We start from the raw sequence: 13,093 nt of genomic DNA on the forward strand, positions 1-13,093 counted from the left end.
CAAATTTAGTTGAACGATTAAACAAATAACGGCTCCGCGTTGAACGTCAAACCCTTACACGACACAAGGACCCTTCATGACTCGCCGGGATGAACACTACTTCACTGAACAGTATGGCCTGACTCGCACACACTCCGAGGTGCTGCATGCGGCAACCAAAGTTGCATCGGGAAAAACGCTGGATTTAGGCTGCGGGAATGGCCGCAACAGCTTGTATCTGGCCGCTAACGGCTTTGATGTGACGGCCTGGGACAAGAATCCCATGAGCATCAGCACGCTGGAGTCCATCCGGCAGAAAGAGGGGCTGGAAAACCTGCAAACGGCGGAGAAAGATCTCAACACGCTGAGCTTTGACGGCGTGTACGATTTTATTCTTTCCACCGTGGTGATGATGTTCCTGCAAGCTGACACTATTCCGGGTCTGATTGCCAACATGCAACGCTGCACCAAACCAGGCGGCTGGAACCTGATTGTCGCGGCGATGGACACCGAAGATTACCCGTGTACCGTCGGTTTCCCGTTTGCCTTTAAAGAGGGTGAACTGAAAAACTATTACGAGGGTTGGGCGTTCGATCGCTATAACGAAGACGTCGGTGAGTTACACCGCACCGACGCCGAAGGCAATCGCATCAAGCTGCGCTTTGCCACGATGCTCGCCCGTAAACCGGCTTAACGGGCGGCCAACAGGCAGAGCTGCAAGGCGACCTGATAAGAGGCCTCGAACGATTTCAGCGGTAGAAACTCAAATTTTGAGTGGAAGTTATGCGCGCCGGTGAAGAAGTTCGGGGTCAGTAACCCTTTCGCAGACAGCGCCGCGCCGTCTGTGCCCCCGCGCATTGGCGTGGGTTTTGGCGTGATCCCGAGGCTCTCCATCGCTTCAAACATCAGGTCGATAGCACGGCGATCCTCGCCAATCGCATTGCTGATATTGCTGTAGGTCTCGCTAATCTGATACTCCACCTTCGCCGTGGGATGCGCGGCGGCAATCTTACTCGCCACTTCGCCAATCTGCTGCTTACGACGCTCAAAGCTTTGCAAATCAAAATCACGAATATTGGCGTGTAAAATGGCCTGATTCTGTCCCGCGTCCATCCCGCTAAACCAGACGTAGCCTTCGCGGCCTTCAGTATGCTCAGGGGTTTGCAGGCGATCAAACTGACTGATGAAGTCGGTAGCCATCAGCAAAGGGTTGACCAGAATGCCTTTAGACGACATCGGGTGCGCCGTCACGCCGGTAAAACGGATTTCTGCGGCGGCAGCGTTGAAGTTCTCATACACAATTTCACCCAGTTCGCAGCAGTCGATAGTCCAGGCAAAATCGACATTGAAGCGACGGTCGATATCCAGCGCTTTCGCCCCGCGCAGGCCAACTTCTTCATCAGGAACAAAAGCCACCACAATGTCGCCGTGGCGCTGTTCTGCGCTGAGGTTTTCGAGGAGCGTCATCACCACTGTGACTGCCGCTTTGTTATCCGCGCCGAGCACGCTGGTACCGTCGCTGAAGATAATCTCTTCATCGGGATAGGCGAGGATTTCAGGGTGCTCATCAACCCGCAGCCAGATGGACTTTTCTTCATTCAGGCAGAGATCAGCACCTGTAAAACGCAGAATTTGTGGATGAATATGCGGCGACAATCCGACGTCAACGGTATCGATATGGGTAATAAAACCGACACGCGGAGCCCCGGCGACAGTGCCTTTTTTCACCGCGGTTACCGTGGCGTGCTCATCGATTTCAATGTGCTCAAGCCCCAAATTTTTCAGTTCATTAGCCAGAACACGTGCCATTTCATGCTGGCCTGCGGTGGTGGGCAATGTGGTTGCGTTGGCCTCGCTCTGGCTGGAGATCGCCAGGTAGCGAAAGAAGCGTTGGGTTAATTGACAGGCGAGCGGTGAAGACATAGTGATTCCTTCTTTGTTCGTGATATCAGGTGGTTGCAGTGATTTTTTGATGCTATCAATGGCAGGCTAAATCCATAAGAACAGGAAAGGGACATGAAAAGCAAACTCACAACACTGACGCTGGCGGCGCTGGCGTTGACGGTCAGCTCGTCGGTCAAGCGGGCACGCCGGAAAAAGTGGATTGACCTGCCAGTCGGCCAACGGGGGCTCAAACTCCGCGAAAGGGGGTTATGCGCCGTTTGATAAACTCATTAATGAGGCCAAATCGATTAATGACCAAATGCCCGCAGTGATGATTGCGCATTCGACGATTTTTGAACCAGTGGCAAAGAAGTGAAAGGATACGAAATCGACCCGTTCGGCAAACACCTCCTCTGGCAGGTGATAATGCCTTTTATCTATCGCAATAAAATTGCGTCATTTGTTACAAAGCAAACATTTAATTTATTGCATTCATCTGAACGATGCGGTTATTTCTGGCATTCGGTACGCCCGTTATATATTCAATTAAATTATGATTTAATAAAATACATTCATGCCATGATTGTTTAAGGGCGATGATTATGGGCAGGATTTTGTACAAAAGGTTACCTCGGTGCCTGAAGCCTCTGAGTCCGGCAGGTTTCTGTAGAAAAAACTTCAATAGGGCGTCAGCGAAAACAGGACGAAAATTGTTCTTAATGAATATCTGATAAATTTCTGAAAGTGGTACAACCGCTTTTTTTCCTACAACAATTCCTACGTCACTTTGTTATAAGGAGGCCGCACTTGTGCAATTACAGGGATATCTTATGCGTAGCAAAACTTTATTCAACGTCGCCGTGCTTGCGGGCCTGTTAGCGTTAACAGGATGTGCTTCAAAAATCGCAGAACCTGAGAAGTATTCAGGCTTCCTCAAGAAATATTCAGATCTAAAAGAAACCACTTCAGCGTCGGGTAAACCAGAACTGCGTTGGGTCGATCCTGACTATAACCCGGCTAATTTTGACAACGTGGTTTATAACCCGATTATTTATTATCCGGTGCCAAAGCCGACGACCCAGGTGGGGCAACAGGCATTGGATCAAATCCTGAGCTACACCAACCAGCAGATGCAAAAAGCGATTGCTGAACGAAAACCTCTGGTCACCACGGCAGGCTCGCGCAGCCTGATTTTCCGTGGCGCGATTACCGGGGTGGATTCCAGCAAAGAAGGGTTGCAGTTCTATGAAGTGGTACCGGTGGCGCTGATTGTGGCGGGCACTCAAATGGCGACAGGGCATCGGACTATGGATACCAGTCTCTATTTTGAAGGCGAACTGATTGACCCGAATACGAATAAACCGGTGGTGAAAGTAGTGCGTAAAGGCGAGGGCAAAGACCTCTCTAACGAAAATACCCCACTGACGGCGGAAACGCTGAAAGCCGTGATTGATGAAATGGCGATTGATGCCGTGAAATTTGACCCAAAACAGAGTTAACAGACTTACCGGCGGTTTTGGCCGCCGGCTTTTCTTAGGCTGCGCTTTTGCGCAACGCCATCCGCTTAAACCAGGTTTCCGGTTTGGCAAACATCACCAGATTACCCACCAAAATTAACGCCAGGCCGAATACCGCGTTGGCGTGCCAGACATAACCTTCATAGAACGTCGAAATCGTCAGCGCCACCAGCGGGAACAGCAGTGTGCTGTAAGCTGCGTTGGCCGGCCCAATCCGCCCGACAAGCGTGAAGTAAGCGCCGAAAGCAATCACCGAACCGAACAACGCCAGATACAGCAGCGCGCCCATGTAGCTGAATGTCAGCTCAGGCATAAAGTTGTCCCCGCGGAACAGGGCAATCAGGCCCATCACCATCGTGCCGTACAGCATCGCCCAGCTGTTAGTGGTCAGCGTTTCCAGCCCACGGCGCTGGTGACGAATGCTCAGCATATTCCCCAGCGAGAAGCCATACGTCCCCAGGGCGCTGAGCCCAATTCCCATCAGCAGTTCATTGCTCAGGCCGCTAGCCTGCAAATCGTCCCAGAACAGGGTGACGATGCCAATCAGCCCCAGAAGGGCGGCCAGATAAAAGCGGCCCGGCGGCTGCTGACGGTAAAACAGGAAGCTGTTGATGGCGTTAAACAGCACCGCCATCGAGAAAATCACCGACTCCAGCCCGGTGTTGATCCATCTGGCGGCGGTATAAAAACACCAGAAGTTGAAGCAAAACACGCAGCAGCCCTGAATGAGGCAGAACAGGTGGTCGCGCAGTTGAAGTTTGCGCAGGCGACCCATCAGTTTCAGCACCACCATCAGCGTGATGCTGGCGACCGCAAAGCGCCAGAAAATGGACACCGGAGCAGACACCGGGCCTTGCTGCAGAAAAATGGCAATCCAGGTTGTGCCCCAAATCACCACCACCAGACAATATAAAAGGACGTTCATCGTTAATCTCAGTTTCGCTGACAATAACGTGAAGTGTGCACGCCGCCGCCATTACGTGCTTGCAGGGGATTGCGGTGCAGTTGCATATTCTTGCGCATTTTTTTGTGACGCAGGTGGAGTAATGCTGGAAAGGGGGGATAACAATTCATACACTGATTGACCGAACCTTTGCTACAGCGAACACGATGCCCCGAACCTACGGTACTTTTGAAACCTTGCGCCAACAGAACGCCGTCCTGCGGGACACGGTGGCGTTAAACTCCGGCATTCAGCTGGCGGCCTGGTTTAATCAAAACGATACCGTGACGGTGCAAAGTGACCACCACACGCTCAGTTTGTATGTGGCAGATGGCTACGAGAGCTATCACAAAACGCCGCACGGCTGGAAAAACGGCGGAGGACCGGACCGTTTTTGCCTGATGCCGAAAGAGAGTGAATCCAGCTGGGATATCCGCGATAACCTTTCCTTTGTGCACCTTTATTGCACCGATGAGCATCTTCGCGACATTGGCGAAAAAATCTGGGATCGCAGCCCGGCGTCGTTCCGCCTGGATGAAAAGACGTTCGCCAGTGATGACAAAATTACCGCGCTGTATCGCCATTTTTTGCTCGACTGCGACTGGCAGCAGCAGGCAAACCAGCTGGCACTCAGTTCGGCCAGCACGCTGTTGATGACACATCTGATCCAGCATTACACCAACGTGCAGTGGCAACTGCCGAAAGTCACTGGCGGCCTTGCGCCGTTCGTGTTGCGTAATGTGCTGGCGTTTATCGAAGAGAATCTCGCACAGCCGCTGACGCTGGCTGATTTGGCCCAACAGGCTACGCTGAGCGAGTACCATTTTGCCAGAATGTTTAGCCAGTCGATGAACATGGCGCCGCACCAGTATGTGATGCAGAGGCGAATGGAAAAGGCGCAGCAATTAGTGCGTCATACCGCTATGCCGCTGACGGACATCGCGCTTTCCTGCGGATTTAGCTCGGCAAGTCATTTCAGCAATCGTTTTAAAAGCAGCATCGGTATGACACCCACGCAGCTACGTGCGGCGAGCCAATGACAGCACGCTAAAGCACACGTCGCCTGCCACCAGTCCCCAAAATGCTGAACCCACCCCCATAAGCGTTACGCCGCTGGCGGTAACCAGAAAGAAGGGAGAGCCTCCCACGCTGAGTAACCGCTCAGATGAAACCATCCTGTTTCATTCCCTTATCCACTATCCAAAAGAAAAAGCCGCAGACCAGGCTGCGGCAAAATACGACGACTTAATAACAATTCATAACGTGACGAGGAAAAATCCGGAATACGCAGTGACTGTAAACGACCGCAGCCACGCCAGGAAATATCAAATTCATCAATGCTTTGCCGGAAAGCAGAAAATGCCCGTTTGTGCGGCGTGGAAAATGATTTCGCCGCGCTTCAGTTCTGACTACAATAGCCGCCATTTTGACCCAACGGATAATAACGATGCGCCTGCAAAACCATCATCTTGAACTCCTGAGCCCGGCTCGCGATGCCAGCATTGCCCGTGAAGCCATCCTTCACGGCGCGGATGCGGTCTACATCGGCGGCCCGGGTTTTGGTGCCCGCCATAATGCCAGCAACAGCCTGAGTGATATTGGCGAGCTGGTGCCGTTTGCTCACCGCTACGGCGTGAAGGTGTTCGTGACCCTGAACACCATTCTTCATGATGATGAGCTGGAGCCTGCGCAAAAGCTGATTACCGATTTGTATCAGACCGGCGTGGATGCGCTGATCGTGCAGGATATGGGCGTGATGCAGCTCGATATTCCGCCGATTGAACTGCACGCCAGTACCCAGTGCGATATCCGCAGCGTTGAGAAAGCCAAATTCCTGTCGGATGTTGGTTTCACACAGATAGTTCTGGCGCGTGAGCTCAATCTGGATCAAATCAAAGCGATTCATGAAACCACCGATGCCACCATCGAATTCTTTATTCATGGCGCGCTGTGCGTGGCGTATTCAGGCCAGTGCTATATCTCTCACGCGCAAACCGGCCGCAGCGCGAACCGCGGTGACTGTTCACAGGCTTGCCGCTTGCCGTACACCCTGAAAGACGATCAGGGCCGCGTGGTGGCTTACGAAAAACACTTGCTGTCGATGAAAGACAACGATCAGACCGCTAACCTTGCGGCGCTGATTGATGCGGGCGTGCGTTCCTTCAAAATTGAAGGGCGCTACAAAGACATGAGCTACGTGAAAAACATCACCGCCCACTATCGGCGGATGCTCGACCGTATTATTGAAGATCGCGGCGATCTGGCCCGATCTTCTGCCGGGCGCACCGAACATTTCTTTATCCCCTCGACCGACAAAACCTTCCATCGCGGCAGCACCGATTACTTCGTGAATGCGCGTAAAGGGGACATTGGCGCGTTTGACTCACCGAAATTCATCGGTCTGCCGGTTGGCGAAGTGCTGAAAGTCAGCAAAGATCACCTCGACGTCGAAGTAACCGAGCCTCTGGCGAACGGCGACGGGTTAAATGTGATGATCAAGCGTGAAGTTGTCGGCTTCCGCGCCAATACGGTCGAGAAAACGGGCGAAAACCGCTATCGCATCTGGCCGAATGAAATGCCTGCCGATCTGTATAAAGCCCGCCCGCACGCGGCGCTTAACCGTAACCTCGATCACAACTGGTCACAGGCGCTGACCAAAACCTCCAGCGAACGCCGTATTGCGGTCGACGTTGAGATTGGCGGCTGGCAGGAACAGCTGATCCTGACCATGACTTGTGAAGACGGCGTCAGCGTGACTCACACGCTGGAGGGCAATTTCGAAGAAGCTTCAAATCCGGAAAACGCGCTGAGCAATCTTCAGGACGGGATCGCCAAACTGGGGCAAACCATTTACTACCCGCGCGACGTAAAAGTGAATTTGCCGGAGGCGTTGTTTGTGCCAAACAGCATGCTGAATCAGCTACGCCGTGAAACCGTTGAGAGGCTTGATAGCGAGCGTATGGCGGCCTATCAGCGCGGTAGCCGCAAACCGGTGGCGGTTCCGGCCCCGGTTTACCCGGAAACGCATCTGACGTTTTTATCTAACGTTTATAACTATAAAGCGCGTGAATTCTACCATCGCTATGGCGTGCAGCTGATTGATGCCGCTTATGAAGCGCATGAAGAGAAGGGCGATGTGCCGGTGATGATCACCAAACATTGTCTGCGCTTTGCGTTTAACCTCTGCCCGAAACAGGCAAAAGGCAATATCAAGAGCTGGAAAGCGACGCCAATGCAGTTGATGCACGGCGATGAAGTGTTAACGCTGAAATTTGACTGCCGTCCATGTGAAATGCACGTGGTCGGCAAAATCAAAAATCACATTCTGAAGATGCCTCACGCGGGAAGCATTGTGGCTTCAGTGAGCCCGGATGAGTTGATGAAAACGCTTCCTGGTCGCAAGGGTTAAATTTAAAAGGGCTGCAAAATATGCGGCCTTTTTTATACAAGTTTTATTTGTGTTTTATTTCAGACTATTTTTTCCTTGTATGCTTCGCACTAATTGAACTCATTTCCATTATTAATCGTCATTATATCTCTATTGTAAGGTGGAATGGCTATTTCTTATTTCATGATTAATATCAAAATGGTTTTTTGAACTCCACCCGTACACTTCATCACTTAATATTTATTCTGTGGTGAACAATTATGGCGATAAATTATATTGCTCGTCAGGACGGGGCATGGAAGGTTATCAGCACCACTCCGGATGTCTGTAAAACCCCGATAGGTCCTGCGACGCCACCCGTCCCTTATCCGGTCATTGCCGACATGGGGAGTTCGGTTCTGACGGTCCCTTCAGTATTGGCAAATAGCTGTCCGGTGCTGGTGCTGGCTCAGAGTTATATCCCTGACACTCAGGGTGATAAGCCAGGTGTGGCAAAGGGCATTAAAAGTGGGACGGTAGGTGATATTTGTGAGCCACTGGGATCCAGTTCTACATTTTTCGTGAGTGGTAAACCTGTTCTCCGACATAACGATCAATTCTGGATGAATGCCCGGAATACTGTCGGATTAATTATCGGGCAACCGCCCGCTGCCAGCGTGCCGGCCAGTGCAGCAGATCCGGCAGTAGAACCTGAAACCCCGGAAGAACAAGCCTTCATCAATGCCCTAAGCGATCCTGATTCGCATCAGCAGGCAACTGACGCACTGGCAGAATTAGCTACGAGGATTGCGAAATCACTTAAGACTTTTTTCTCTGACCACACCCCGGATGGCGTGATGAACAGTCAGGCCATCGGGGCAATGTTGAATTCGTCCAGTTATTACAACACGACGCCTGAAGCAGCACGAAATATGGCTGAACAGATTGGCGGCGAAGCGCTTGAAACGTTTAATGCCATGGATACAGCCGAAGGTAAGGGGATGATGACGGCGGCACAAAGTCTGGCTGCAGCATTCTCGTTGAGAAATGCAGGCGGCGTTAATATGGACGGCGCCAACATCAAGGGGAAAGTCAAAGTACTGGAAGATGAAGGAGAGGGCGTTTTTAGCGGATTATGCACCAAACCCGGTGAGCCCGTCGATGCCGGTACCGGTGATTTTCTCCAGCACTTCAGCGTGCTTTCCCTGCCGGGTTCACTCCCTCTGTCACTTTCCCGTTTTTATCGCTCGCAGGCAAAAGGCAGCGGCATCTTCGGCCCCAAATGGACAGACGAGTGGTCATGCTCCCTGACCCTGCACGGCAATAATCTGCACTTCACTGACGGTGAAGGTGTGGTGCTCTATTACCCCATCCCGCAGGATGGCATGTTCCGTGAGGCTGTGAATGACCGTCAGGCCCATTACCGGCTGTCCGGCAACCTGCGCGACGGGCTGTCACTGTTCGACCGCCGTTCGCAGCAAACGCAGCAGTTTACGCTGACAGATAATGGCACGTATCTGCTGTCTGCACTGCATGACCGCTACGGCAACCGCATCGACTTCATCCGCACCGATGGTCTGCTGACGAGTATTCATCACAGCGATGGCTACACGCTCTCGCTTGACTGGCAGCAGGCTCAGTTGGTGAGCATTGATCTGGTGACGCCGCAGCGTCAGCGCCTTGTCACCTGCCATTACGATGAACTGGGTTTTCTCGCCGAATGCGACACCTTCCAGTTCACCCATTTATGGCATGAATATTCTGCCGAAGGGTTTATGGTCCGCTGGCGGGACACCGATAAAACCTGCGTCGATATTCAGTACGATGTGCAGGGCCGCACCATCAGCACGCTGTCCACCGAAGGCTATTACGACGATCGCTTCGTCTATGACGATGCGGAGCACTGCACCACCTATATTGATGCCGAAGGCGGAGAAACCCGCTACTGGTACAACGACGACGGGCTGGTCACCCGCAGCATTGACCCGCTGGGCCGCGAGGAGCAGTCGGTCTGGGACAACACGCAACTTCAGTCACGTACCGACGCGCTCGGGCGCACCACCAAATATGACTATAACCGTAACGGCGATATCAGCCACGTCTCCCTGCCAGGCGGCTACAGCCTCTGGTACGACTACAGTGAGACCGGACAGCTTGTGCGCCTGACTGCCCCCGGAGACCAGGTCTGGGAGTGGGAGTATGACGAGCAGGGCAGCATGGTCTGCCTCACCGACCCGCAGGGGCGAAAACAGCAGTTCAGCTACAGTGAACAGGGCGATTTACTGGCGCGCATTTTGCCCGGCGGGGCCACCTGGCACTGGAGTCATGATGCCCTGCACCAGGTGCGCGAGACAACGGCCCCCGATGGCGGCGTCACGTACACTGAACAGGATTTTCTCGGCCGTCTGCTGAGTGTCAAAGACCCGCTGGGCTTCACCACGCAATTTCGTCACAGCCAGCGTCATGCCGGGCCACAGGGCTGCGTCGAGGAAATCAACCGCCCTGACGGCGTACGCGAACTGATGCAGCAGGACAGTGAGAAGCGCCAGTCCAGTTTCACCGATGGCGAGGGCAAAACCACCCGCTATGAATACGGTGCCTTTGACCTGCTGACGGCGGTCATCCGCCCCGACGGCGAGCGCCTGGTATGTCGCTACGACAAACTCACCCGCCTGAGTGGTATTACTAATGCCGCAGGCGAACAGTATCACCTCGAATACGATAAAGCCGGACAGCTCATCGCCGAAACTGACTTCACCGGCCGCACGCTGCGCTATCAATACGATGTGGCAGGCCGCTGTATCTGCACCACCTTCCCGGACGGCACGCACCTCAACCGTCGCTACAACGTGACCGACCAACTCACCGATGAAGAGGTGACACAGGGCGACAGCGACCGCGTTATCAGCGCCACCACCTTCCGCTACGACACCCTGTGCCGCCTGGTGGAGGCGAAAAATGACGATGCCACCGTCACGTATGAGTACGACGACAGCGGAAAAATCATCGCCGAGACCCTGAATGGCAGGCGCACGGAATATGGTTACGATGAACAACGTGATTTCATCACGCAGCGCACCACTGGCGGACTTAGCGAGCGCTTCACCCGTGGTCTGATGGGGGAGCTGAAAGCCTGGCAACTGAACGACCACACCCCGCTGGTCCTGGAGCACGACCTGCGCGGCCAGGAAACCTCGCGCCGCAGCGAGACCGGTTTTTATCAGACTCTGGGCTACACGCAGACCGGGATGCTGACGCAGCAACGAGCAGGCAGCCAGAGCGAACCGGACACCCGCCACAAAAACCTCCAGCGCCAGTGGCTGTACGACAAGGCGTATAACCTGACAGCAATCGCGGACTCGCTGCGCGGCTCCATGTTCAACAGTCTGACGGCGAATGACCAGATAAGTCACGCCACCTGGACGGGCAGCACGACTGTTCCGATGCACGAGGAACGCTTCACCTACGACAAAAACCTGAACATCACCCGCCGCCAGACCTGGGTCAATGAGGTGCTGGAGAGTGAGGCCTGTCAGCAGCAACAGCATGGACGCGTGATATCCAGAGAGCATAAAGGCTGGCGGCACTCGACACACCGCATCAACCCGGAGACGGGAAAACCGGAAGAAGGGAAATTTGTCAGGGTAGTGAATGCCCACAACATCACCTGGAAATACGATGTTAACGGCAGGCTAGTACAGAAGCTGGTCGATAAAGGCGGCTATCGTCCGCAGCAGTGGCGCTACCGCTGGGATGCAAAAAACCAGCTGACCGGACTGGAAACCCCTGAAGGCGAACGCTGGGAATACAAATACGACCCGTTTGGCAGGCGAATCAGCAAACGCTGTACCAACCGCGACAAACCCGGTATGGACTTCCACTGGAACGGCGATCAGCTAACGGAAGAAATTCCGGTTGGCGTTGATGGTAAACAAGAATACGAAAGCGCCATTCGCTGGATATACGAGCCAGGAAGTTTTACACCGCTGGCGCGTTATGAAAAAGGGCAACTGCACTATGCGGTGACAGATACGGTCGGTCGTATCCAGGAGCTGCTGACCGAAGACGGCACCATTGTCTGGCAAGGAAAACAGCAGCTGTGGGGCCGTGAGGAAGGCATCAATAAGGACGATGTCCCCACATGCCGGTTACGTTTTCCGGGGCAATATGAGGATGCGGAATCGAGATTGCATTACAACCGGTTCAGGTACTATGATTACGAGACGGGGCAGTACATCTCATCGGACCCGATAGGGCTGCTGGGGGGAGTTAATCCTTACAGTTACGTCAAAAATCCTCTTAGATGGATCGATCCACTAGGACTATGCAAAGAAGATTTTTTTGCTGGGACTGAATATACAGATAAAGTAATTGCGCAAATGAAATCAGGTGATTTGCATAGTTTCCCTGAAAGTGTTCTGGCATTCCAAGATGCAGGAACAGTAACTAAACTCACTGGTGGTGATGGTGTCGTCAGAGATTTTTTAAAAATCCCAGGACAATATCGAGGTAAGGATGGGGTATTTGAATTTATCAAAGAGCCTGATGGTAAAATTAACCATCGGCTATTTAAACCTAATCCGGGGCAATGAATCATGAAATATTTTTACTCTCCTGAAATAGACAAAATTTTAAGTACTGGCGTTTCCCTTGAACATTTAGGGATTAATAACTGGGCGTTACCCAGAAACGATGCTTTAGAGGCCCTTCGTAAACTTGAATTATCGGGAGTAGCAGTGCTGGGCGGAGATGTTTTTGTTTTAACCAATGGAAATATCGAGCAAAATTATGATAATTGGTATTATGAACGCACCCCAAAGGAATCCAATGCTGATTTAGTACACTCTAGCATTGAAAAAACAAGGCATTATATTGAGAATTACTTAGGTCAAAATGCTTTGTTTGCATTAGTCCCTCAACGCAATTAATATAATTTCTCATTTTCATGAATCACACCCAAGCCGGGAGATGTTAAACACTCCCGGCTCTTTTATTCTCTTCAATCCGCTAAGCAACCAGCGCCTTCATCCCCATAGCCGCCTGTTTAAACTGGCAAAGTTCAGCCTTCAGCGCCTGCACTTCACTGGTATCCGCAATAATCGTCAGCACGCCATCCGATATTTTCACCGTCACCCCAGTCCCGGTCTCAAATCCCGCTTCCTTCAGCCAGTCGCCTTTAAGCATCAGACTCGGATGGCGGGAATAATAGCGCGTCCGGAATGTTTTGGGGTCGGCGTGCCGCGCGGTAATATACCCGACGCTGTAGCGGCGCTGCGTTTTGGAAATCTTCCGTTCTGCCGTAGAATGCTTCTCAGCCATGATCAACTCCTGTTTAGTTGCCTGTGGTGAGCGGGATTGTGGTGGTCCAACACCACAATCCCGCGCTCAATTAATCCTTCTCTT

General features: G+C 52.6%; 11 protein-coding genes and 2 pseudogenes. 9 read left to right on the forward strand and 4 right to left on the reverse strand.

All coding sequences use genetic code 11. From position 1 onward, the window contains the following. The first annotated feature begins 76 nt into the window (after window positions 1-76). Window positions 77-673, forward strand: a complete 597-nt coding sequence (tehB, locus tag ACLW56_RS23245) for a tellurite resistance methyltransferase TehB (protein ID WP_330986028.1) — start codon at window positions 77-79, stop codon at window positions 671-673. Here tehB and pepT read toward each other — a convergent pair. Further along, entirely contained in the window at window positions 670-1,902 is a 1,233-nt protein-coding gene (pepT, locus tag ACLW56_RS23250; protein ID WP_330986029.1) for a peptidase T, read from the reverse strand. The two genes, tehB and pepT, sit on opposite strands and share 4 nt — an antisense overlap. Window positions 1,903-1,995: 93 nt before the next feature. On the opposite strand from pepT, the gene ACLW56_RS23255 reads away from it, so the two are divergent. The 3 genes and pseudogenes from ACLW56_RS23255 to ACLW56_RS23265 all read left to right on the forward strand — a co-directional run bounded on the left by ACLW56_RS23255 (window position 1,996) and on the right by ACLW56_RS23265 (window position 3,362). After that, on the forward strand, window positions 1,996-2,145 hold the full coding sequence (locus ACLW56_RS23255; RefSeq protein WP_330986039.1) for a hypothetical protein: 150 nt from the start codon (window positions 1,996-1,998) through the stop codon (window positions 2,143-2,145). After that, a pseudogene (locus tag ACLW56_RS23260) lies at window positions 2,087-2,286 on the forward strand (ABC transporter substrate-binding protein); the annotation flags it as partial. The gene ACLW56_RS23255 and the pseudogene ACLW56_RS23260, both read left to right, overlap by 59 nt. A 407-nt stretch (window positions 2,287-2,693) precedes the next feature. Beyond that, a complete protein-coding gene (locus ACLW56_RS23265) occupies window positions 2,694-3,362 on the forward strand; it encodes a DUF3313 domain-containing protein (RefSeq protein ID WP_330986030.1) in 669 nt (222 codons plus the stop codon). 34 nt (window positions 3,363-3,396) lie between these two features. Here the strand turns inward: ACLW56_RS23265 and ACLW56_RS23270 are convergent, their stop codons facing one another. Continuing rightward, on the reverse strand, window positions 3,397-4,305 hold the full coding sequence (locus ACLW56_RS23270; RefSeq protein ID WP_330986031.1) for a DMT family transporter: 909 nt from the start codon (window positions 4,303-4,305) through the stop codon (window positions 3,397-3,399). A 185-nt stretch (window positions 4,306-4,490) separates the two neighbouring features. Here ACLW56_RS23270 and ACLW56_RS23275 point away from each other — a divergent pair, with 185 nt between their 5' ends. Next, on the forward strand, window positions 4,491-5,363 hold the full coding sequence (locus ACLW56_RS23275) for an AraC family transcriptional regulator (RefSeq protein ID WP_330986032.1): 873 nt from the start codon (window positions 4,491-4,493) through the stop codon (window positions 5,361-5,363). On the opposite strand, the pseudogene ACLW56_RS23280 reads toward ACLW56_RS23275, so the two are convergent. Beyond that, a pseudogene (locus ACLW56_RS23280) lies at window positions 5,343-5,453 on the reverse strand (benzoate/H(+) symporter BenE family transporter); the annotation flags it as partial. The gene ACLW56_RS23275 and the pseudogene ACLW56_RS23280 sit on opposite strands and share 21 nt — an antisense overlap. 160 nt (window positions 5,454-5,613) lie before the next feature. On the opposite strand from ACLW56_RS23280, the gene ACLW56_RS23285 reads away from it, so the two are divergent. The 4 genes from ACLW56_RS23285 (at window position 5,614) to imm40 (ending at window position 12,618) form a co-directional block, all read left to right on the forward strand. Continuing rightward, a complete protein-coding gene (locus tag ACLW56_RS23285) occupies window positions 5,614-5,796 on the forward strand; it encodes a hypothetical protein (protein ID WP_330986033.1) in 183 nt (60 codons plus the stop codon). Next, entirely contained in the window at window positions 5,771-7,732 is a 1,962-nt protein-coding gene (locus ACLW56_RS23290; protein ID WP_330986034.1) for a U32 family peptidase, read from the forward strand. Before ACLW56_RS23285 ends, ACLW56_RS23290 begins: the two co-directional genes overlap by 26 nt. Before the next feature lie 239 nt (window positions 7,733-7,971). After that, window positions 7,972-12,282, forward strand: a complete 4,311-nt coding sequence (locus tag ACLW56_RS23295) for a PAAR-like domain-containing protein (protein ID WP_330986035.1) — start codon at window positions 7,972-7,974, stop codon at window positions 12,280-12,282. Between the two features lie 3 nt (window positions 12,283-12,285). Next, entirely contained in the window at window positions 12,286-12,618 is a 333-nt protein-coding gene (gene imm40 / locus ACLW56_RS23300; RefSeq protein ID WP_330986037.1) for an Imm40 family immunity protein, read from the forward strand. Between the two features lie 79 nt (window positions 12,619-12,697). Here the strand turns inward: imm40 and ACLW56_RS23305 are convergent, their stop codons facing one another. Next, window positions 12,698-13,009, reverse strand: coding sequence for a SymE family type I addiction module toxin (locus tag ACLW56_RS23305; RefSeq protein ID WP_330986038.1), 312 nt, complete (start codon window positions 13,007-13,009; stop codon window positions 12,698-12,700). Between the last annotated feature and the right edge of the window lie 84 nt (window positions 13,010-13,093).

It is taken from the genome of Pantoea sp. sgz302252 (genome assembly GCF_047713085.1).
GTDB lineage: Bacteria > Pseudomonadota > Gammaproteobacteria > Enterobacterales > Enterobacteriaceae > Scandinavium.